This window comes from Acinetobacter sp. WCHAc060006 (genome assembly GCF_004209135.1).
In the GTDB taxonomy this organism is placed as follows: Bacteria; Pseudomonadota; Gammaproteobacteria; order Pseudomonadales; family Moraxellaceae; genus Acinetobacter; species Acinetobacter cumulans.
On sequence record NZ_SGSS01000035.1, the window covers coordinates 1 to 22,448 of the forward strand.

A 22,448-nucleotide genomic window follows, 5' to 3' on the forward strand; every position below is an offset into this window, starting at 1 on the left:
ATTAAAAAGTATTGATAAACAAACTGATAAAATAATTGAATTGTTAAAAAATAAAAAATTGGATTTAAAGAGTCAGGGTAAATTTCAAGATTGGGATATTGAAAAAGAGTTTAATCCTAAAACTTATATTGAAAAGGGGTATCTTGATGCAGATGAAAATGTTTTATTTCTAAATGCTAAGAAAATCTGTGAGTGTTTTGGAGTAAAGTATTTAGAGCGAAAAGGTGGGACATGGCTTAATGATGAAAAAAAAATAAAAATTTGGTATCCAAAATTTTTTGAAAATGAACAATGGAGTAATAGTATTGCGTCTGATGGATTATATATTGATGAAAAGACCAAAATAGAAGAAAAAATAGAAAAAATGAATGATATATGGTCCAAAAAAGAAAAAATACGTTTGGTTTTTGGAGCTGTTAAAAATAATTTGATGCCAAAAGGTAGGTATGTGTATCAATTTTATGGAGTATATGAATTAGATGTTTTGAATTCAGATAGTGTGCGGTGGAAGAGAATTTCAAAAAGATATGAGTTAAAGAGCAATACATTTAATGTTGATAATTGATCGAATATTAAAAAGCCCACTTTTGTGAGCTTTTATTTTAATTTCAGAGGGGATTAACCACGACCATTACGGCTACGACTACCACGTGGCGCTTTGGTATTTGGACGTGTTGTACCATTGGTACGACGTTTTGGCTTTTCGCTCTCATCCATTTGCCAAATACGTTTAGTACCTGACTTTTTCACAGAACCATCTTTGTTCTTACGTACCATTGGCTTACCACCCGTACCGCCAGGCTTTTTCACGTACGAACGTGAGCGGTAAGGTTCTTCCTTTGGTACATTTTGAAAGTCTTTATACAATAAAGGCTCGATATCTTTGGTTTCGCCTGGTTGTAAAGCCATTTGAACTAAGTCAATAGAACCAATTTTAGTACGAATTAAACGTAAAGTTGGGAAACCAACAGCAGCAGTCATACGACGAACTTGGCGGTTACGGCCTTCACAAATTGAAATTTCAACCCAAGATGTTGGTACATTTGCGCGGTAACGTACAGGAGGATCACGCTCCCATAACCATTCAGGTTCTTCAACTTTACTTGCTTTAGCAGGTAAAGTCATACCGTCTTTTAATTCAACACCTTGGCGAAGTTTTTCTAAAGCTTCTTCAGTTACATCACCATCGACTTGTACCAAATAAGTTTTAAACTTTTTGTTTTCAGGGTTGGTGATGTATTGGTTTAAACCACCGTGGTCTGTTAAAAATACTAAGCCTTCAGAGTCCATATCCAAACGACCCGCCAAACGCAGTGTTGGGTCATCTACGAAGTCTGACATCGTCATGTGAGCTTCGTCTTTGCGGAATTGGGAGAGCACGTCATAAGGCTTGTTAAGAATGACGATTTTCATAAAAAATAACTTCTGTAATTACATGAATTAGAAATTGGTGAGGATTTATTGAAAAAAGAAACATAGAGGTTTCTTGTATAAATCTCAAATAAAGTGAATTTGCATACGAGTATTATGCGTGAAGACGGATTAAAAGTAATGTATAACCGCAAATATTTTTTAAAAATGCATTTTTTGGGTGTGATATGTTTCGTTTAGGCCAAAAAAAACCGCACAGAATGCGGTTTTTTTTAAAGAGCGAATTAACGCATTTTTGCCAAGAAGCGACTTAAGCGCGTTAATGCTTCACGCAGTTCATTTTCGGCAGGGAGGAATACCACACGAAAATGATCCGGTGTTGGCCAGTTAAAACCAGTCCCTTGTACCAATAAAACTTTCTCTGCTTTTAAGAAGTCCAGCATGAACTTCTCATCATCCTGAATTGGATAAATTTCTGGGTCTAATTTCGGGAAGCAGTACATTGCACCTTCAGGTTTCACGCATGAAACACCAGGAATATCATTCAACATTTCCCAAGCAATATTGCGCTGTTCGTATAAACGGCCACCTGGGCGGATCAAGTCGTTAATAGACTGATAGCCACCTAATGCGGTTTGAATCGCATATTGTGCTTGATGGTTAGCACAGAGGCGCATAGATGCCAGCATGTCTAAACCTTCAATATAGTCTAGCGCACGCGATTTATCACCTGTAATGGCCATCCAGCCTGAGCGATAACCTGCAATACGGTACGATTTAGATAAACCGTTAAATGAGATACACAGTTGATCACCCGCTAAAGCAGCTACAGAAACGTGTTCAATGCCGTCATAAACAATTTTGTCGTAAATTTCATCAGCAAATAAAATGAGATCGTATTTTTTAGCAAGATCTACAATTTGTTGAAGTACGTGGCGTGGATATACAGCACCAGTCGGGTTGTTCGGGTTAATAATCACAATACCACGGGTGTTTGGTGTGATTTTGCTTTCCATATCTGCAATATCTGGATACCAGAAGTTTTCTTCATCACATTTATAGTGAATCGCTGTACCGCCAGATAAGTTAACTGCTGCAGTCCAAAGTGGGTAATCAGGCATTGGCACGAGCATTTCGTCGCCATCATCCAGCAAGCCTTGCATAGCCATAACAATTAGTTCAGATACACCATTACCTACGTACACGTCATTTACGTGCATGTTAAGGATGCCTTTTTGTTGGTAATACTGGCAAATTGCTTTACGTGCAGGAAAAATACCTTTTGAGTCGGTATAGCCGATCGCATTAGGTAAGTTTAATGCAACGTCATTAATAATTTCTTGTGGCGCTTCAAAGCCAAATGGTGCAGGGTTACCAATATTTAGTTTAATAATTTTATGGCCAGCTTCTTCCATTTCATTGGCCGCTCGTAACACTGGTCCGCGAATGTCGTAGCATACATGCTCAAGCTTAGACGATTTCTTAATTTCGCGTGGGGTGTTGATAGTGTTCGGCATTTTTATAGTCTCGGAAGGAGTGGAGGTCACTTTTGCATAACGGTATAAATAGCTTTTAAATGTCTCTGTTGTTACTAAGTCAAGATTGTGTTCATCTTTGAGTAAAGCAACAATTTTTTCATGCGTAAACCCAGCCTGCTGATATTGTTTAATCACGGGCAGCAGATTTTTAAAAATTACGCTCTTTTTTTGCGACATTTTTTAATCCTGAGCAAGAGTAGAGCTAAGCCTAACACTTATTTTGCTCACAAAAAAGCATTTAATTTTTTAATTTGCTTACTTGTTAATTTAAAATGCTTACTTTTTGCTTTTATGGTCATTATATCGATTTTGTAAATTGTTGAATAAAGACTAGAAATTTAACATTGAATGACGTAAATATAGGATTATCCTATTTTAAATAGCACGATATAAAGGGACGTCATCATGGGAAAACTCAATAAAACAGAACGAGAATGGCAAAGAGAGTTGTCGCCAGAAGAGTTTCGCATTACACGTCAAAAGGGGACGGAGCCAGCGTTTACAGGTAAATATTGGAATACCAAGCAAGAAGGCACCTATGTATGCCGTTGTTGTGGTGAACCATTATTTACATCGGAGTCTAAATTTGATAGCGGTTGTGGCTGGCCAAGCTTTACACGTCCTGTTAATGGTGTGGTTATTGAAGAGCATTTGGATACGACGCACGGTATGGTCAGAACTGAAATAGTTTGTCATCATTGTGACGCACATTTAGGGCATGTTTTTCCTGATGGCCCAGAGCCGACAGGATTGCGTTATTGCGTGAATTCGGCTTCCTTAGACCTAAAAACACAAGAAAAAAATGACGAGGAAACTTATCCATGACCAACATATATCAGTTTGAAGCTGAATTATTAGATGGGAAAAACAAATCTTTTGCCGATTATGAAGGCAAAGTGCTTTTGATTGTGAATACAGCCAGTAAATGTGGCTTTACACCACAATTTTCTGGGCTAGAAAAGCTCTATCAAGAATATAAAGATCAGGGCTTGCTAGTATTGGGTTTTCCATGTAACCAATTTGGTAGCCAAGATCCTGGTTCTAATGAGCAAATTGGTAGCTTTTGTGAAAAAAACTACGGCGTTTCATTTCCAATGTTTGCCAAAGTGAATGTAAAAGGTGCAGAAGCGCATGTCATTTTCCGTTATTTAACCAATAATTCTAAAGGTATTTTAGGAAGTGGTATTAAATGGAATTTTACAAAGTTTTTAATTGGTAAAGATGGCAAAGTCATCAATCGCTATGCGCCAACGACCAAGCCAGAAGACTTACAAGCAGATATTGAAAAAGCGCTTGCCAGTTAAAAAGCTTGATCTGCTTAAAAAGAAAATAGTCATGCATATTGTGCAAAATAAAAAAGTAGCCAATGGGTTACTTTTTATTTGCATTTAGATTGAACTAACATACACAGCTTTGGCTGAGCATCAATTCAAAAAAGAAATCAAAATTTTGAGCATAAGATGGCTTATTTTTATACTGAGGGATGCAGTATAAGCAGTATAAAAAGACACGCTTTTGATAAAAAATAATGGATTTAATCTGTGGAAAATAATAAATGTATGACCCTAAATTAATTGAAAAACTAGAACGTGAGTTACGACAAAATCCAAAAGCCTATCAAACTAAAGTGATGTTACTGGCACTTTTAGGTAATTTTTATATCGTGTTTGGGGTTTTCATTCTTTTAGTTCTTTTAATCCTTGCCTGTTTATCCATTTTAGTTTTGAAAGCTTTTGCAATTAAACTGATTGCGATTGCTGGGGTATTTTTATTTGTTGTGGTGCGTTCACTTTGGGTTACGGTGGATGCACCGACTGGAATTGAAATCTCGGAAAAAGATGCACCTGAGCTTTTTAAAATTATTGAGCGTTTAAGTGGGCAGTTGAACGCAGTCAAATTTAATCATGTATTAATTACCGATGATTTTAATGCTGCTGTGGTACAACGGCCACGTTTAGGAATCTTTGGCTGGTATGAAAACTATTTAATTATAGGTTTGCCTTTGATGCAGTCCTTAAAGGTTGAACAGTTAACTGCTGTTTTAGCACATGAATTTGGTCATTTATCCAAAAACCATGCGCGGACAGCCAATTGGATTTACAGACAACGTATCCGCTGGGCACAATTATTTACTGAAATTGAGCAAAAGGTGAGTCATGTCGATATTATTTTTCGACCATTTTTAAAGCGGTTTGTTCCTTATTTTGTGGCATATTCATTTCCGATTGCACGGGCGAATGAATATGAGGCCGATAAAATATCAGTGAACTTAACGTCTGCAGAAGTCGTAGCGGAAACACTGAGCACGGTGAATGTTATTGGGTTTTATTTGTCGGAAAATTATTGGCCTAAAATTTTTAAGCAAGCTGAGACGTCATCTCGACCAAATGTTTTGCCTTATACGGGTTATGTACAACGTTTCTCCGATGAGGTTTCTAGTGAAGATACGCACGTTTGGTTAAATCATTCTTTAAATGTGCATACCAATTTTGAGGATACACATCCATCATTATCAGATCGTTTAAAGTCGATTGGTCAAGTTGCTAAGGTAAACTACCCGGTAATAGGTCAAACTTCAGATTATTTATTGGGACAAAAACGACTGGAAATAGCCACTGAGTTTGATCAAACATGGCAAAAATCGGTGCAGTATGATTGGCAAAAGCATCACCAAACATTTAAAGAGCAAAAAGACTACTTAGCACAGTTATCTGAAAAGCCGACGGACAGTTTAACCTTTGAAGAGCGTATAAATTATATCGAATTAACCGAATATGTTGCTTATCAGCCTGAACGTGCTTTTGAACTGAAGGCACAGTTATATCAAGATTTTCCAGTGCATGAGCATGCGATTTATCTGTATGCCAAAGAATTGATTATACGAAAAGACGTACAAGGCATAACTTTACTGCAACAGGCCATGAATAAGAATGCATTTTTTACGATTCCAAGTTGTGAATTATTGATTCAATACTATGAAGATGTAGAGGATCATGCACAAGCGACACATTTTAGACAGATGCTAGAGCAACGTGTTGAAATTGAAATGAAGGCAGCGCAAGAGCGTGAGACGATTTCGTCAAATGACAAGTTCATGTCGCATGGTTTGGCACAAGATGAGTTGAATCAGCTACTCAGCAAATTAGAAAAATTTAGTTCAATTCAAAAAATGTGGCTGGTAAGAAAGCGGACTAAGTATTTAAATGAACAGCCTTGCTTTGTTTTTGCGTTTAGCTTAAAGGACGGTATGTTTGATAAAGTAGATGCTGAACTGGTACTTCAAACCATCAATGTGCTCAAATCTACAATTACTTTTCCAGGTGAAACTTTTTTAGTGTGTAGTGATTTGTCAGAAATGAAGGTACTGTCTAAAAAAATAATAAAAACGCCTAATTCAGCAATTTTGCAAAGATAGCAGGGTTCATTTATATTGAGTGAGTGGCTTAGTGCGTGTTTAACAAGGTGGTGGTATGCGTGGCTAAGCATTGAAAACTGATAATAAATTAAATCCATAAGAGGGTTATTGTGGTTCAACATTATAAATTTCACTTTGTATGGATTTCTTTTAGCGCTATTTTTTCTGGGTCTGCTTTTGCGGATACTCAAACTGATGAACTATTAAAAATGCTGACCACACCTATTGCTGAGTATAAGGTTGATACTCAACCTTATGTGATTGATCCTAAAATTGCCAAACGACAATATGAAGTGACGTGGCGGGTACAGCCATCCTTTCGGGTGAATGCGGAGGATTATCAGAGCTATCGCCAGCCCATTAAGGTGGAAATGATTGTGGAGGCGGGATCAGGCCAGATTTTACAATCTAAAACCATCCGATCCTCAGGTTCTGTGCGTGTAGATCAGAAAGTGCATGATGCTTTGCAACAAGCCAAATTACAGCCTTTACCGATGGTGGAAAGAACACTGCGCTATAGTCTAGTCCATGAATTTAATATTGCACCACCGCTTTAGCAGAAAATCAGAATCTGAAATGCCATGTTTTAGTCATATTTGAGATGTTTATTACTGGTGTTGACGGCAATAAAAAAGCCCCAAAGTTGGGGCTTTTTTATGCTTAATTGATACTTACAAGATCGCTTTTAAGCGTTGTATGACTTGCTCACATTGTGCAATATCAGCAACCAGCGCCATACGTACATGGTTTTCACCTGGGTTACCTTGCGCCGTATCACGTGATAAATAACGACCAGGAAGCACTTTAATATGTGCTTTTTCCATCAGCATTTTGGCAAAAGCTTCATCATTGTCGACTTTTAACCAGTAATAGAAGCCAGCATCTGGCTTTTGTAGTGGAAGTAAATGACCAAGCTCATTTTGGAATAATTCAAATTTTGCACGGTACAAACGACGGTTTTCTTCTACGTGTGTTTCATCATCCCAGGCTGCAATTGAAGCCAGTTGATGTTGTACAGGCATTGCAGCGCCGTGATAAGTACGATATTGCAAATAAGGTTTAAGTAACGCCGCATCACCAGCCACAAAACCTGAGCGCATGCCTGGAAGGTTAGAACGCTTAGAGAGAGAATGGAATACGACACAGTTTTTATAGTCGTCACGGCGCATTTCAGCACAAACTTCAAGTAAGCCTACAGGTGCTTCATCAAACCAAAGCTCTGAATAGCATTCATCAGAAGCAATCACAAAACCATATTGATCAGACAGTGCAATGAGCTTTTTAAATTGTTCTTTAGACAGTACTGCGCCAGTTGGATTGCCCGGCGTGCAGACGAATAACAATGCTGTTTTTTCCCAGACTTCCGCAGGCACAGCATCGAAATTACCTAAATAGTTATTTTCTTCTGTGCAGTTAATGAAATACGGTTGTGCACCAGCGAGTAAGGTTGCACCTTCATAAATTTGGTAAAACGGATTTGGCATCACTACATAAGGTGCTTCTTCACGGTTTACGAGCGCTTGTACAAAAGAAAAAATTGCTTCACGTGTACCTGATACTGGAAGTACATGATTTTCAGCACTAATAGTATTTAACTTGAAGCGACGTGCTAGCCAGTTAGCAATACTGGTGCGTAACTCAGGCAAGCCTTTACTGTTTGGATAGGTTGAAAGATGATTAAAGTTGTCAATAATGGCTTGTTTCACAAACTCTGGTGCAGGGTGCTTTGGTTCACCAATAGATAGTGGAATTAAAGGCAGTGCTGCTGGTTGAATATCCGCGAAAAGTTTATTCAATTTTTCAAATGGATATGGATGTAATAATGACAAACTAGAGTTCATGAAACCTTTACCAGTTAAATTAAGTTAATGATGACTACATACTTGGTTCGAAGCTTCATCGAGCGCTGCTTTGAGCTGCGCTGCAAATGTTTCTGCTTCGTTCGCATTCATGGGGATGCCATCTTTTTTAGTCACAAAGAAAATATCTTCTGCGCGTTCGCCTAAAGTCGCAATTCGTGCAGAATGAATATCTAGTCCTTGCATCATAAATAAACCACCAACTTTAGCAAGTAAGCCGGGGTGGTCAAGTGTCGCAATTTCCACCATGTTTTGTTGTAAGGCTTCATTAAGGGTGACTGCAACTGTATTTTCAATATCAAAATGGCGTAATTGACGAGGAATACGACGTTGCATGAGGCCAGGATAAACATCTGCTTGGCTGAGTGCTTTAATTAAGGCATCAATGACCGTATGTTCACGATCTGGGTCCGTGAGTAAGGTGCCAAAGCGATCGAGGACTACATACGTATCTAAGCTAAATGACTTCAGTGCCGTAATAATTCGCGCATCTTGGACGTCTAAATTCATACGGTCAAGCACTGCAACCGTTGTTGCAAATAGGTTCGGTTGGTCTTGAGTGTAAATAAAGATCTGTACGGCATCTTGCGCGAATTTACGATGTGCGCGCATGAGCACTAAAGGTTCGGGATTGCTACCATGTTTTAAAATGGCACGGGTATGCCATGCAATTTCATTGGCAGATTCTTTGACAAAATATTCATCGCCTAATTCTTGCCATACTTTTTCAACATCATCGAGTGAGAATTCTTCAACCAATAATTCGCTGGCAGCAAACTTGGTGTCTTCAATCAGCATTTGATAGTCGACTGGTCGACCAATGCCCGAACGAATTACATCACGTGCTTGAGTGTAGAGCTGACGCATGAGCGAAGCGCGCCATGTATTCCAAAGCGTTGGGTTGGTTGCATTGATGTCTGCAACGGTTAAAGCATAAAGATAATCGAGATGCTCCATATCACCCATTGTTTCGGCAAAGGTTTTTACTACATCTGGATCAGAAATATCTTTTTTCTGTGCAGTAACAGACATTTGCAGGTGGTTTTTGACCAACCATGCAACCAAGTTTGCTTCACGCTCAGTAAAGCCATGTGCTAGACAGAATGCAATAGCATCCGATGCTCCAAGTTCACTATGGTCACCACCACGGCCTTTGGCAATGTCATGGAAAATTGCTGCTAAATACACAATGTCACGACGCGCAAGGCGTTGGAATACAGAGCTTACGACAGGGAAGTCTTTTGCAAATTCAGGTTCTTTAAAGCGGTTTAAATTACGAATAAGCAGTAGGGTGTGAGCATCAACTGTATAGATATGGAAGAGATCATATTGCATCAGGCCCATAATTTGGCCAAAAGCAGGGATGTAATTGCCCAAAACACCATAGCGTTTCATAGCTACAAGTGTGTCGTATAAGCGATACGGTGAGCGGATAATCTCCATAAATAGCGCTTGATGCGCAGGATTATCTCGAAAAGACTGATCAATCCGTTTTGCGGCTAAGGTTAATAGACGTAATGTGCGTGCACGAATACCTTCAATTTCAGGGCGGTTAGCAAGTAAATAGAAAATTTCTAAAATTGCACTTGGATTCTCTGAAAAAATCTTGTGATGTTGAACTGCCAGTTTGCCATCGACTAATTTGAAATTCTCATTGATTTCTTCAATTTGTCGTTCATAACTTGGCAAGCGCGGTGTAATGACAGATTCATTAAAGTACGCCAATAACATTTCATTCAGCGTAGAGACCTGTTGCGCACTACGGTAGTAGCGCTTCATGAATTGTTCGATTGGGTAGTTAGGCGATTTGTCTTCTTCACGGTGATAGCCAAATTTGGCTGCAATTTCACGTTGATAGTCAAACAACAGGCGGTTTTCGTCACGCTTGGTTAAGCGGTGTAGGTGGTGGCGAATTTCCCAAAGAAAGCTTTCAGCCTCTTCGAGTACACCCAGTTCAAATTCTGAAATAAAGCCCAAATGGACTAAGTCGTAAATGCGATTTACACGAAAATGACGTTTTGCAATCCAACCAATTTGGTTGATATCGCGAATACCGCCCGGAGCATTTTTAATATCAGGTTCTAAGTTACTTTCGGTATTGTTGTGTTGTGCATAGCGTTTGGTTTGTTCCTGCATTTTCGCATCAAAGAAGGTTTTATCCGTCCATGTTTGCGACACAATGCGACGTGGCCATTTTGCAAGATGTTCGTTGCCTGTAATTAAACGAGCTTCAATTAAAGCCGTGGCAACAGTTAAATCGCTTGCTGCTTGCGTTACACAGTCCGCAATCGTGCGTACACTAATACCGGGCTTAAAGTTGCCGACATCCCAGAGTGAAGAAATAAACGTTGAAATTTGGGCTTCTAATTCTTTTGGAATGTCATCCTCAGACAGAATCATAATATCCACGTCTGAGTAAGGGAGCATTTCGCGTCGGCCGTAACCACCAACGGCAAAAAGACCTAACTGGCTATGTTCTAATTCAGCGTGTTGCCATAAGAATTTAAGCGCTTCGTCAATCAGATCGGAGCGAGTAACAATAATTTCACGAATCGACAGCCCTTGTTCAAAACGCTCTTGTAGCTGATTTTCAACATCTGTACGCCATTGGTTAATGGCCTTAATGTCGTGGCTATTTTGAGCATAATCCAGCAATGGAAGAGTATTGATCATGAACAAGGGTCCGTTTAAATGTGTATGACTAACTTAATTTTGATGAACACTAATGAGTTGTGCAGTTTGGGTCGCGAGTTCACGTGCTTGGTCAGTCGTTTCAGCACGCGCAGTGGCTACACCCATGCGACGACGCTTAAAGCCTTCTGGTTTACCAAATAAGCGCAAATCGGTATTCGGGTTTGCCAAAGCAAGATTTAAGCCAGAAAATGACAAATTAGTATCATCAACACCCGCATAAATAACAGCGCTGGCTGCTGTGCTATGTCGTGCAGTATTTACAGGTAGTCCTAAAATGGCACGTGCATGTAACTCAAATTCACTTTGGAACTGAGATGCCAATGTAACAAGGCCAGTGTCATGCGGGCGAGGAGATACTTCACTAAACCATACTTTATCGCCTTTGACAAACAGTTCCACGCCAAAGATGCCACAACCACCTAATGCGACAGTGACTTTGTGTGCAATACGTTTGGCTTCTTCGAGTGCGACAGCTGTCATGATTTGTGGTTGCCAACTTTCGACGTAATCGCCTGAGTCTTGGCGGTGTCCAATTGGGTCGCAGTATGATGTTTCAATTTCACCTGTTTCGGGATGTTTTGAGCGTACAGTCAGTAAAGTGATTTCAAAGTCAAAATCAATTTGTGATTCAACAATGACTGTACCTTGATTTACGCGACCACCAGTTTGAGCGTATTCCCAAGCAGCATCAACTTCTTCAAAACTTTTAACGCGCGACTGTCCTTTACCTGATGATGACATGACTGGCTTAACAAAATTTGGATAGCCGATGTCATCACAGGCTGCACGGAAAGACTCAAGTGTATTTGCAAATCGATAAGCAGAAGTAGGTAAACCAAGCTCTTCTGCTGCAAGGCGACGGATACCTTCTCGGTTCATGGTGAGGTTAACGGCTTTTGCCGAAGGAATAATATGTGTACCTGTTTGTTCTAATTCAACTAAAACTTGTGTTGCAATGGCTTCAATTTCTGGAATAACTAAGTTTGGTTTTACGCTTTCTATTAATTGTTTTAATTCGGTAGGGTCTGCCATGTTGAGCGTATGTGAATAGTGTGCAACTTGCATAGCAGGAGCATGGTCGTAACGATCAGCAGCATGGACTTCCACGCCAAGTCGTTGCAGTGAAATCACCACTTCTTTACCTAATTCGCCTGAGCCTAAAAGTAAAACTTTAAACGCTGAAGATTGAAGTGGAGTGCCAATAGTCACGCTCATGTAAATCATCCATGCTTGATTTTATGGGCTTTTAGCATAGCAGAACTAAATAAGCAGTTAAGCGCGTGTTCACATAAATAAATGATATTGTCCAACAATTTTATTTATAAGCTGTAGGTTTGCTATAAAGCCTAATTTCAAATGAGCAAAAGCTGTATTTTAAATTATTGGAATTTATCGAATTTTTAAGGCCTGTTGTTTGAATACGCCCGCTTCCAATGGCAGTGGAGTGAGTGACTGAATAGTTTCATACGTGAGTTGTAATTGCTGTAATTGACGCGACGTTTCACGAAAGTTTGGCCAATACAGTAGGTAAAGTATAGGCGTGGTACATGCAGTTAAAATGATAATTGCTGAAGCTAAGATTGCTGTGAAATAAAAGACATCGTTCATTATGCTAAAAAAATCAAATGAACCATTTTGCCACGCAGTCAAGATAAATACACAAAATAGGAAACAAAGCAGAAAGCAGATGATTTGTATAAAGCTAATCCCTAATTTTGGCCAAGAAAGTCGAGGATATATCTTCCGCTTAGGGTGTAAATGTAAGATGCGCTGGGTGGTGTTATATAAACCAATAATGATTTTTTTCTGATTCACTTCAATGTAAATTGCGCGAATTTGATCTGCTGGGTTGCAGTGTAAGCCACAGAAATTTCCATTGAAATTTTGATTTTGTATAAAGCAGTTAAAAGCAATACTGTCGACAGGTTGATGTAATCCCCAGTTGATTGTGCCTGAGTATCTGGAATGAATAAAAATTTTGCCTTCAATGTATTCGTATTTCGGCATGTATTTGCTTTATCTAAGTTTTTCTAGTATTTAGATGATTGCATATTTTAACAATATAAAAAAGCGTAAGCAGGAACTACCTACGCATGAATTAGGGTGCCCGAGCAAATAACTAAAATTTAGAAATGAAACGGTACGTAGGTATAGACCAAACCATAGGTGAGAGCTGCAGTTAAAGTTGCTGGTACAATTTGCTTAAATTTGAAATAAAGCCCAGCAAGTACAATAAATCCTGCCAGCATCGCAACGCTTTTGTGTGGGGTTTCAAGTAATGGAGGCAATGTTGCGACCACGAGCATGGAGCTAATGGCTGAAATCCCAATCGCACCTAATGCAATTTTGAGCCAAAGTGAGCCTCGCTTTTGCGAATCCTTTTGGAATTTCTGGATAAAATAAAATGGTCCAAAGCGAGATGCAAAGTTAGCAATACCAACCACAATGCCGACCAAAATAATTTCTAAGTTCATATTAGGCCTCTTTGTGTTCTGGGTCTGTTTTTTTTAAGACATAATGCTTAAACAAACCTGCCAATATGCCCGAAGATATACCAATGAAAATAGCTGCTGATAAATCAATCATATAACACGCAACAGCAGATACAACAACGGTTACAGCAACCACGAAAGTATGTTTACGCTCAAAAGCAGCCAACAAGAAACTCAGAAAAAGCGCAGGTAATAAGAAATCGAGGGCCGCTTGTAAAAATTGCGGTAGGTTGCTGACCTGATCTGCAAATAAGCCACCTAAAAAAGAACCGAGTGCCCAAGACATCCAACTAAATAAACTGAGGCCAAGCATCCAAGACTCAGACCATTCTTGGCGACGCTGAGACAATTTGATCATGCCAGAGGCAAAAACTTCGTCTGTAAGACCCCATGCCCAGACGGCTGTTTTTTTGAGGTTAAGGCGGTCTTGAATGAGGTTTTGTAGGGCTGGGCCATAAAGTAAATGTCGAATATCAAGTGCTATGACGGTAAGTGCAGTCATCCAAATCGAGGTGCCACTTCCAAGTAAGGCGACAACTAAAAATTGACTGGCACCTGCATACATAGAGCATGAGAGAAACAATGCTTCCCAAGCACTAAAGCCGAATTGAGTAGCAGATACACCAAATGCAAAAGAAACAGGAAGATAAGTAAAGATAATGGCTTGGCTATCTTTGGCACCTTGCCAAAAACCAGCTACTTTTATAGGAGGAGTTTTGTGCTCAGACACGACACACCTTAGCGGGAGGTTAAACAAAGGGTCAAAACGACGTTGAGTATTGTACCTGAATTTACTAGCATAGTGCCGAAATGTTTGGATAAGTGAATTCGCTATGTTTAGCTTCAAGTCAGTTGTTTTTAAAACAACTATTTTGCTGTGCAGCGTATGGATGTTGCAAGCATGTGGCAATAGTTCAGATCAGGCTGAAGAAAAAGTGGTGATTAAGCCTGCACCAAAACTGACGAATGATGCAACAGTATATGCCAATGAGGCATGGAAACTGATTAATCAAGTGGATCACTTGGTTTATGAAAAGAAAATTGCAGAGCTTGATGGGCAAGTACGTAAGCCTGCGCGGAAATTGAGTACGGACTGGCGCATTAATGTCAAAATGACTGATTCTGTGACAGAAGGCAAATATGCCTTATGCCGAAAAGCACTCACAAGTTTAGATATTTGGGCGCGCGAAGTGCTTGAAAGTTCGAGTGATGTAGCACAAAAGCAAGCTGACTATGAACGCGATAAAAAGCAGTGTCAGGGTGCAATTGATAATCCTAATTTAGGCAATACAGATCCAAAGAAAATTGGAGTCTAAGCTTGATTGAGCCTCAGAATACAATGGTTAAAAAGCCGTAAATTTATTTTTACGGCTTTTTTTTGTAGTGTTTTTTACATATTTGAGTATTTTTAAAACTTAAAAAAGATTAGATAAAGTATTGAATTGAGTGGCTTATAGGTTGGTGTAATTTAAAAAATAGGAATAATAAACTCTATATGGCTGAATTAAATGATCTTTTTTATAGTTGGACTTATTTTTAAAAAGTGTATTGTTAATTTTATTTAGATTTATTTTCGATGAGTGATAGTTTTAATTTATAAGTTAATAAAAATAATAAATTATCACAATTTGATAAATTATGTGAAAATAACTCTGAAATTTAAATTTATTTGTATGAAAAATTAAATATAGAATTGGTGATTAAGATGAAAAAAGCATTAATTTGTGTGGTTTCTGTTCTTATGTTGAGTATGGCAACCAATGTCAGTGCTAACAGCAATACTGAACAATCAAATGAAGTTGCAAACTGTCAAAATGGCTTTGATAGCGTAGATGTGTGCAAGCTTTTATCTTAAGTTTGTATGAGATTAGCGCACTCAAATTGATCAAAAAACAATAAGTATGTCAGTAATGGTGCGGGTAATTGCACTAAAATATTCCAGTTGATCTGTTCGGTATTAAAAATGATATAAAACGCTACGATCTACAGCAACACACAATGAATTGCGCTATTCAGGTTCATGAATCGTTAGTGTATGTGCAATCCTATGAAGCAATGCTAAATCTAAAATTTCAATTTTACGAAAAGCCACTTTGAGTACGCCTAGTTTTTCAAGCTCTTGAAGGGCTTGATTAATGGTTTGTCTAGAACAGATCAGCAGTTGTGCAAGTTGCTCTTGAGAGAGGTGAATAGATCGTTGCTCAATCGTAATATGATTGCCATAGCCATTTAAAATAAACAGTAGACGCTGTGCTAAACGTTGGCGGATATTTTGAGTTTGAATTGAAATCAGTTCTAAAAATGCAAAACGAAGTTTTTGGCTGGTGAGCTGTGCTATATGAAACCAAAACTGTGGTTGTTCATTGAGTAAATGTTGAATACTGCGGCTTGGCCAATGTAATACTGTAGTTTTTTGCAAGGCAATTGCATCATGCGAGCGGGGCAGTTGATCGACTAATGATATTTCACCAAACCACATGATAGGTTCAGCAATGGCTGCTACGGCTTCTTTACCTTGAATATCAATATAGCCTAAGCGTATAGCACCGTTTAAAACAGCATACATGCCATTAAAGGCGTCACCAGATAAAAAGATATTTTGGTCTTTATTAAACTCAAGTAATTGACTATGTGTCGCAATATATTGCTGATGCTCTGGACTGAGCTGTGCATACCAATAGTTATTGCTGAGTTGTGTCTGGTACTGTTGATCTAACATTCTGGTAAAAATCCATTTATTTTTATCAGTTGTCGGCTATACGACAACTTGGCTTGTACTCTTTTTATATAGTGAAATCATTACTCGTACAAGGATGCTGGCGATGACTAAACTTGAAACCTTACTGAGCCAATATGCGGCTTATCATTTAGATCATAAAAATATACTGACGCATTTTGTGGGTATTCCTTTGATTGTATTTTCAATTATTTGTTTAACAGCACGTGCAGGCGTCATGATTTCTGGTCTAGAAATGACGTTGGCATTGGTCATTATGGCATTAAGCATTTTGTACTATCTGAGCTTAGACCGTATTTTCGGTTTCATTATGTTGCTCGTGTTTGCCCTGATGTATCCATTGGCACATAGCATTGCACAGTGGGGTTGGGTTGCTTGGTTGAGTGCAAGTATTGGAATATTTGTTGTGGGCTGGGTATTTCAATTTGTGGGTCATTTTTATGAAAAGAAAAAACCCGCTTTTATGGATGATGTAATTGGCTTAGCCATTGGCCCATTATTTGTATTGGCCGAAATGGTGTTTATGCTCGGTTTTAGAAAAGACATGGAACATAGAATGCTACAAGAAGCCCATAAGCAACGTGCATTGATGGATGCGAAGGCTGCGCATTCGGTGAGTGCGTCATAAAGTAAAATCTATAACAACTACATGTTAAAAAGGCTGATTTGAGATCAGCCTTTTTGGTATTTGTAATTTAAGTTTATTTACGACTTTGCCACTTTGGCGTTGTGTTGTGCGGTATGAGCATCTTGTGTTGCTTTTTCTGCGCTAGCTTTGGCCTTTTGGGCACTTACATTGGCTTTTTGAGCCTCGGTTTTTGCGACTTTTGCTTCTGTTTTAGCAACAGCTTTTTCAGTTTTTAGGCTTTGTTTGTGTGCTTGTACGGGTTGAGTGGCAACACATTTGCCACCTTTATGATTTGCACCTGTGCCACCTGTGAGTGTGGTGCCTTTTGGGCATGCAAATGCTGTTGCACTGAGTACACTTAAAACACCTGCAGCGATTATTGTGCTTAATTTTTTCATTGCTTTTATCTTTATAACAAAGGGCGTTGGTGCCTAATATTTAAAATATGCCGTATTGGGTCGTATATCTGCAGCAGTTCTGATGTAAGTATGAGATAGCAATAGTGTGCCTATGTATTTTATTTTTGCTCTTAAGTTTGGTTTCATTTTAATGCTTTAAATATATACGGTTGTATATTGGTTCAATGTTTTATTTATATTTAAATCGTTTTGAATTCACATATATATAGGCGCTACACATGTATCGATTGAGCATACTTCCAATTTAATATACGCCGTATTTACCCACTCTGCTGATCATTTTCTCTCAATTGGCTTTTGTTAGTTAAAAGTTTGTCTTTGGGCTTCTTAATTGGTTTATCAATAGGCCATCTACTAATCTGTTATTACAAAAAAAGCACCCGAAGGTGCCTTTTGCAACGTATTTAAATTATACGTTAAAGCGGAAGTGTAAAACGTCACCGTCTTGAACGATGTAAGTTTTACCTTCTAAACGCCATTTACCTGCTTCTTTTGCACCCGCTTCACCATTGAATTGAACAAAGTCGTTATAAGCGACACATTCAGCACGGATAAAGCCTTTTTCGAAGTCTGTATGAATAACGCCAGCCGCTTGAGGTGCTGTTGCGCCAATTTTAACGGTCCAAGCACGTACTTCTTGTACGCCTGCTGTAAAGTAAGTTTGAAGGCCAAGTAAGCCATAGCCTGCACGAATAACCACGTTTAGACCTGGTTCTTCCATGCCTAAAGCTTCTAAGAATTCTGCACGGTCTTCATCTTCAAGCAATGAAATTTCAGCTTCAATTTGGTTGCAAAGTGGAACCACAATTGCATTTTCAGAAGCAGCTAAGTTTTTAACAGCTTCAAGGTGTGGGTTGTTTTCAAAACCATCTTCTGCAACGTTCGCAATGTACATGGTTGGTTTTAAAGTCAGTAGACCAAAACCACGAACCAATTTACGCTCGTCGTCATCTAGAGTTGCTGCACGTGCAGGTTTACCTTCATCCAGTAGAGGTAAAATTTTGTCTAAAACTGCTTTTGTTGCAATCGCTTCTTTATCGCCACTTTTTGCAGATTTAGCTAAACGAGTAACTGCTTTAGTTACAGTTTCTAAGTCAGCTAAAGCAAGTTCAGTGTTAATGGTTGCAATGTCATCTAATGGATCAATTTTGCCATTTACGTGAATGACATTTTCGTCTTCAAAACAACGTACAACGTGTGCAATTGCATCTGTTTCACGGATGTTTGCAAGGAATTGGTTACCCAAGCCTTCACCTTTAGACGCACCAGCAACAAGACCAGCAATGTCGACAAATTCCATCGTGGTTGGAATTACACGTTGTGGTTTAACAATCGCTGTAAGATTGTCTAAACGTGGGTCTGGCACAGGAACGATCCCTGTGTTGGGTTCAATCGTACAGAATGGGAAGTTTTCAGCAGCAATAGCAGCTTTAGTAAGAGCATTGAAAAGAGTAGATTTACCAACGTTCGGCAAGCCGACAATACCGCAATTAAAACCCATGAAATAACTCACACAGTGTTATATATAAAATTGCCGACGATTTTACATGAAAGCCATGACAAAGTCATGGCTTGCATAGGGGAGCATATAAGCTTTTACGGTGTTGTCTATATTTTACGTTTATCGAGCTGTGCAGCGAGTAAATCACCTGTGGCTTGTACCAGCATAACCAAAATGAGCCAAGCCAGCTTCTGGACTGGCATAACTTATATATTCGGCAAGCTTTTGCTGTGCAAGTTCATCGGTTTCAGCAGTAATTACACTAATACCTACCAATAGTTTAAGTTGATTTGGGTCGCGACCTTGGCTACGGGCTTGAGCTCGAATTTGTTCAACTTGCTGTTTTACTTTTGCGGGTTGGTCTGCACCAATAAACATCGCCTCTGCATGTTGAGTCGCAAAACTTAAGCCACGTGTAGAAGCGCCGGCTTGAAACAAAACAGGTGTGCGTTGTACTGACGGAGACACTTGGAACACCCCTTGGCTGTGATAAAACTGACCTTGGTGGTGTATTGCATGTACCTTGCTGGGCTGGGTAAATATACGCTGGGATTTATCTTTTATTACAGCATCATGTTCCTAAGAGCCTTCCCAAAATTTATAGCAGAGACTTAAAAATTCTTCGGCTTGCTCATAACGCAGGTCATGGTCTTGTAGGCCAGTTTGACCAATTAATCGCGCTGCACTGTCGAGATAACCTGTCACAATGTTCCAGCCAATTCGTCCTTGGGTTAAATGGTCTAAACTGGCAAAACGACGAGCAAATTGATAGGGCGTTTCATAGCTTAAATTGACGGTCACGCCAAAGCCTAAATTTTGCGTTACGGCAGCCATTGCTGAAACCAAAGTACTTGGGTCATGGCTAGGCAATTGAATGGACTCTTTTAAGGTTAAATCAATATTGCCCTGATAGACGTCGTATACGCCCGTAATATCAGCAATGAACAGCCCATCAAATAAACCTTGTTCCAGTGTTTTAGCTAAACCTGTCCAATAGCTAAGCTCATTGAAACGATGTGATTCATCGCGTGGATGTGTCCATAAGCCATGGTTGATATGACCCACACAATTCATATCAAAGGCATTTAAAATAATTTCTTTATCAGGTATTTGTGTCATTACAGTGTCCCTCGACGAGGTGGAAGTACACCGTTTAATACATAGTTTGCAATAAAATAATATTTCCAGCGTGAGGCATCATGTAGAGTGTGCACACGTGCATTACGCCAAAAACGGTCAAGACCATCACTGCGCTGACTCCCTCTGCTACCTGCGAGTTCAATTAATTTAGACGACGCCTTGAGGGCCGTATCCGTGCTATGTGCACGAACCTTAGCAACATCCAGTGAAGCTTTGGCAATATTTTCTACAGTAGGGTATGGTTTAGTGGCATCAATAGAACGCGCTGCTTGTTTAAGCAATACTTCGCTCGCACGGACATCTGCAACAATACGACCCAATTCAAATTTGGTGAGTGGATCTTCTGTTGCAGTATCTACACCTGAATCAATCCACGGGCGGGCTTGGCGTACACGTAGCAAGGTTTCCTCAAAGGCAGCTCGTGCAATGCCTGTTTCAATGGCTGCATGCATAATTTGAGCAAAAGGCCCGACAAGTGTAGGTGTACTAAATGCATCATCAAATGCAATCACATCTTCAGCTTTGACCTGTACATGGTTGAATTTAACCGTGCCACTGCCTGTAGTGCGCTGGCCAAAACCCGACCAGTCATCAATCAGTTCTAGTCCTTCACTTTCACGAGGAATAAAAGCAAGAAATTCACGGCCTTCAGCATTTTTTACGAGGGTTGGGATACGATGTGCAAATAAACTACCTGTGCAGTAAAACTTCTCACCATTGACTTCAAAGCCATCACTTGTAGCGCTAATGGCGCTATATTTTTGTGTGGAATTTTTGGTTTTAAACTCGGCCAAGGCATTGCCAAAGCGAGCACCTTTGAGTACCTCTGCATAGAGTTTTTGTTTTTGTTGCACTGTACCTGTATTGCGGAGTACTTCAAGGGCATAAAAGTGGTTCTGTGGAATTTGACCAATCGAGCCATCTGCACCACTCATCAGTGCAATAATACGCGCAACGGTATAACTTGATACCTCAGCACCGCCGTATTCTTTAGGTACGGTAATGGCCCACAGACCTGACTGGCTGTAGCTTTCAATTTCATCGAAAGGCAGTTGTCGATCTGAATCTCGTTGAATTGCATTGTGCTGAAATTGCTCAGCTAATCGAGTCGCAATTTCAAGTGCTTCCGCATCTGAACGAATAATATGGGCATTGGCTACAGAATTGGATTGAAAAGAAACAAGGTTATGAAATGAGGTCATGTTGAGTCGTCCTTTAAATCCAAGCGTGGCGGGCAGGGAGTTTATTGTTAAGGTAATAATCCCCTAAGGCGTGTAATTTCCAACGGATCGGATCATGTAAGGTATGCACACGTGCATTACGCCAATGCTGATCGAGTTGATGTGCGCTTAAGCTGGAACGGCTACCGCCTAATTCGAGTAATTTTTCGGATATCTGTAAAGCCGCATCATTGGCATACACTTTGGCTTCTGCAACCAAGATCGATGCCTGGGCTGCTTGTTCTTCTGTAATATGAGTTAATTGATCAAGTCCATCTAGATATTCAGCGGCATCATCCAAAAGTAAAATCGCAGCATCTAAGAGTACTGCCGACTTACCTACCTCTTGTAGGGTGTAATGTTCTTCACTGGCTTTTTCCACTTGTGCATCGACTATTGGTCGAGCACGTTTTACCGCGCTGATGGTGTCGGAGAAGGCTGCTTCAGCAATACCCACATCAATAGCAACTTGTAGGAGCTGTGAATAAGCACCACGATAACTCGGCTGTGTGGTGAGTTTACGTTCATCAAAAATTAAAAATGGATCAACAACAACTTGATTGAGTTTAATCGTGCCACTTGAGGTTGTGTGTTGTCCAAAACCGTCCCAATTGTCGATGACTTCTACACCTTCAGCTTTGGCAGGCAAAATAACCAATACCACATGACCTTCAGGATGAATGGCTTTTACGGCTAACCAGTCGGCAAAACTACTGCCTGTAGAATAGAATTTTTCGCCTTGCAAAATGTAATTGCCATTTTCAATATCTAATCGAGTATTGAGAGTTTTACTGTCTTTGGTATTACGCTCTGGGCCACCATTGGCGAGTCTTTTGCCTTGCAGAATTTGATTAAAAATAAAGGTCTTCTGTTCTTCTGAGCCCATAATATCCACCAAATTAAGTAAGCTAATTTGGTTTTGCGGGATTTGACCGACACTCGAATCCGCCTGATTCAAAATACGAAATACATGTGCCAAAGTTTTATTTGAAATGAAGGCACCGCCGTATTGCTTGGGTATGCGCATGGCACCTAAGCCTTTTTGGCTAAAGAGTTCAATTTCAGCAAATGGAAGTTGACGCTTTTGATCACGAAGATTACGACCTTCTAAAGCAAAGTCGGCTACGTGGTAGGCCGCTGTAATTGCATCTTGGTCATTTTCAAGAATATGTACATTATCGGCAGTTAAACGAGACATAAGAGCACCTATATTTAATCTCCAAACGCTAACTGCTCTGATTGCAATAATTAAATGTGAGTTTTCGATGACCTTATGCAAAAAAGTCCTATGAATTTATCCTGCTGAATTTTTTAATTTTAAGTATATATTAAGTACATGAAATATATTGAATTTAATTATTTATTAAGAGTTTTTAACAAGCGGTATATATTGAATTTAGATATTCATGCGATAAAATCGTATAAAAATAAATA

At 39.4% G+C, this 22,448-nt stretch carries 20 protein-coding genes and 2 pseudogenes; 8 read left to right on the forward strand and 14 right to left on the reverse strand.

Going from position 1 to position 22,448, the window contains the following annotated elements; genetic code table 11:
* Positions 1–565: pseudogene (locus EXE29_RS17530) on the forward strand (AbaSI family restriction endonuclease); the annotation flags it as partial.
* Positions 566–618: 53 nt separating this feature from the next.
* On the opposite strand, the gene EXE29_RS15160 reads toward EXE29_RS17530, so the two are convergent.
* Both EXE29_RS15160 and EXE29_RS15165 read right to left on the reverse strand, forming a co-directional pair.
* The gene (locus EXE29_RS15160) at positions 619–1,413 is read right to left on the reverse strand and encodes an rRNA large subunit pseudouridine synthase E (RefSeq protein WP_106986366.1); all 795 of its coding nucleotides are present in this window, start codon (positions 1,411–1,413) and stop codon (positions 619–621) included.
* Positions 1,414–1,655: 242 nt separating this feature from the next.
* Positions 1,656–3,086, reverse strand: a complete 1,431-nt coding sequence (locus tag EXE29_RS15165) for a pyridoxal phosphate-dependent aminotransferase (protein WP_120364979.1) — start codon at positions 3,084–3,086, stop codon at positions 1,656–1,658.
* A gap of 228 nt (positions 3,087–3,314) precedes the next feature.
* Between EXE29_RS15165 and msrB the strand changes: the two genes are divergently transcribed.
* From msrB to EXE29_RS15185, 4 genes are all read left to right on the forward strand, one after another.
* On the forward strand, positions 3,315–3,734 hold the full coding sequence (gene msrB / locus EXE29_RS15170; protein ID WP_106986368.1) for a peptide-methionine (R)-S-oxide reductase MsrB: 420 nt from the start codon (positions 3,315–3,317) through the stop codon (positions 3,732–3,734).
* Entirely contained in the window at positions 3,731–4,213 is a 483-nt protein-coding gene (locus EXE29_RS15175) for a glutathione peroxidase (protein ID WP_106986369.1), read from the forward strand. The genes msrB and EXE29_RS15175 overlap by 4 nt, the downstream gene beginning before the upstream one ends.
* A gap of 251 nt (positions 4,214–4,464) precedes the next feature.
* Positions 4,465–6,324 carry a M48 family metallopeptidase gene (locus tag EXE29_RS15180; protein WP_106986370.1) on the forward strand — a complete coding sequence of 620 codons (1,860 nt, stop codon included), beginning with the start codon at positions 4,465–4,467 and terminating at the stop codon, positions 6,322–6,324.
* Positions 6,325–6,434: 110 nt separating this feature from the next.
* A complete protein-coding gene (locus EXE29_RS15185) occupies positions 6,435–6,881 on the forward strand; it encodes a TonB C-terminal domain-containing protein (RefSeq protein ID WP_106986371.1) in 447 nt (148 codons plus the stop codon).
* A 114-nt stretch (positions 6,882–6,995) separates the two neighbouring features.
* Here EXE29_RS15185 and dapC read toward each other — a convergent pair whose 3' ends face one another.
* The 6 genes from dapC to EXE29_RS15215 form a co-directional block, all read right to left on the reverse strand.
* Positions 6,996–8,165 carry a succinyldiaminopimelate transaminase gene (gene dapC / locus EXE29_RS15190; RefSeq protein ID WP_120364980.1) on the reverse strand — a complete coding sequence of 390 codons (1,170 nt, stop codon included), beginning with the start codon at positions 8,163–8,165 and terminating at the stop codon, positions 6,996–6,998.
* Positions 8,166–8,189: 24 nt separating this feature from the next.
* Positions 8,190–10,856: a [protein-PII] uridylyltransferase gene (gene glnD, locus EXE29_RS15195; protein ID WP_120364981.1), complete on the reverse strand. Its 2,667-nt coding sequence runs from the start codon at positions 10,854–10,856 to the stop codon at positions 8,190–8,192.
* Between the two features lie 33 nt (positions 10,857–10,889).
* On the reverse strand, positions 10,890–12,101 hold the full coding sequence (gene purT / locus EXE29_RS15200; RefSeq protein WP_171356361.1) for a formate-dependent phosphoribosylglycinamide formyltransferase: 1,212 nt from the start codon (positions 12,099–12,101) through the stop codon (positions 10,890–10,892).
* A gap of 165 nt (positions 12,102–12,266) precedes the next feature.
* Positions 12,267–12,884, reverse strand: coding sequence for a hypothetical protein (locus EXE29_RS15205; RefSeq protein WP_117007735.1), 618 nt, complete (start codon positions 12,882–12,884; stop codon positions 12,267–12,269).
* 119 nt (positions 12,885–13,003) lie between these two features.
* Entirely contained in the window at positions 13,004–13,351 is a 348-nt protein-coding gene (gene ygaH / locus EXE29_RS15210) for an L-valine transporter subunit YgaH (RefSeq protein WP_120364982.1), read from the reverse strand.
* Between the two features lies 1 nt (position 13,352).
* Positions 13,353–14,099: an AzlC family ABC transporter permease gene (locus EXE29_RS15215; RefSeq protein ID WP_117007733.1), complete on the reverse strand. Its 747-nt coding sequence runs from the start codon at positions 14,097–14,099 to the stop codon at positions 13,353–13,355.
* Positions 14,100–14,202: 103 nt separating this feature from the next.
* Here EXE29_RS15215 and EXE29_RS15220 point away from each other — a divergent pair, with 103 nt between their 5' ends.
* A complete protein-coding gene (locus tag EXE29_RS15220) occupies positions 14,203–14,685 on the forward strand; it encodes a hypothetical protein (RefSeq protein WP_106986377.1) in 483 nt (160 codons plus the stop codon).
* Positions 14,686–15,074: 389 nt separating this feature from the next.
* On the forward strand, positions 15,075–15,224 hold the full coding sequence (locus EXE29_RS17535; RefSeq protein ID WP_165382507.1) for a hypothetical protein: 150 nt from the start codon (positions 15,075–15,077) through the stop codon (positions 15,222–15,224).
* A 153-nt stretch (positions 15,225–15,377) separates the two neighbouring features.
* On the opposite strand, the gene EXE29_RS15225 is transcribed toward EXE29_RS17535, so the two are convergent.
* Entirely contained in the window at positions 15,378–16,088 is a 711-nt protein-coding gene (locus tag EXE29_RS15225; RefSeq protein ID WP_117007732.1) for a Crp/Fnr family transcriptional regulator, read from the reverse strand.
* Between the two features lie 103 nt (positions 16,089–16,191).
* On the opposite strand from EXE29_RS15225, the gene EXE29_RS15230 reads away from it, so the two are divergent.
* Positions 16,192–16,734, forward strand: coding sequence for an Mpo1 family 2-hydroxy fatty acid dioxygenase (locus EXE29_RS15230; RefSeq protein WP_120364983.1), 543 nt, complete (start codon positions 16,192–16,194; stop codon positions 16,732–16,734).
* A gap of 77 nt (positions 16,735–16,811) precedes the next feature.
* Here EXE29_RS15230 and EXE29_RS15235 read toward each other — a convergent pair whose 3' ends face one another.
* The 5 genes and pseudogenes from EXE29_RS15235 to EXE29_RS15255 all read right to left on the reverse strand — a co-directional run bounded on the left by EXE29_RS15235 (position 16,812) and on the right by EXE29_RS15255 (position 22,212).
* Positions 16,812–17,132, reverse strand: a complete 321-nt coding sequence (locus EXE29_RS15235) for a hypothetical protein (protein WP_117007730.1) — start codon at positions 17,130–17,132, stop codon at positions 16,812–16,814.
* A 430-nt stretch (positions 17,133–17,562) separates the two neighbouring features.
* Positions 17,563–18,654 carry a redox-regulated ATPase YchF gene (ychF, locus tag EXE29_RS15240; protein WP_106986674.1) on the reverse strand — a complete coding sequence of 364 codons (1,092 nt, stop codon included), beginning with the start codon at positions 18,652–18,654 and terminating at the stop codon, positions 17,563–17,565.
* 171 nt (positions 18,655–18,825) lie between these two features.
* Positions 18,826–19,773: pseudogene (locus EXE29_RS15245) on the reverse strand (NtaA/DmoA family FMN-dependent monooxygenase); the annotation flags it as partial.
* Positions 19,773–20,996, reverse strand: a complete 1,224-nt coding sequence (locus tag EXE29_RS15250) for an SfnB family sulfur acquisition oxidoreductase (protein ID WP_120364984.1) — start codon at positions 20,994–20,996, stop codon at positions 19,773–19,775. The gene EXE29_RS15250 and the pseudogene EXE29_RS15245, both read right to left, overlap by 1 nt.
* Positions 20,997–21,009: 13 nt before the next feature.
* On the reverse strand, positions 21,010–22,212 hold the full coding sequence (locus tag EXE29_RS15255) for an SfnB family sulfur acquisition oxidoreductase (RefSeq protein WP_120364985.1): 1,203 nt from the start codon (positions 22,210–22,212) through the stop codon (positions 21,010–21,012).
* Positions 22,213–22,448 lie beyond the last annotated feature (236 nt).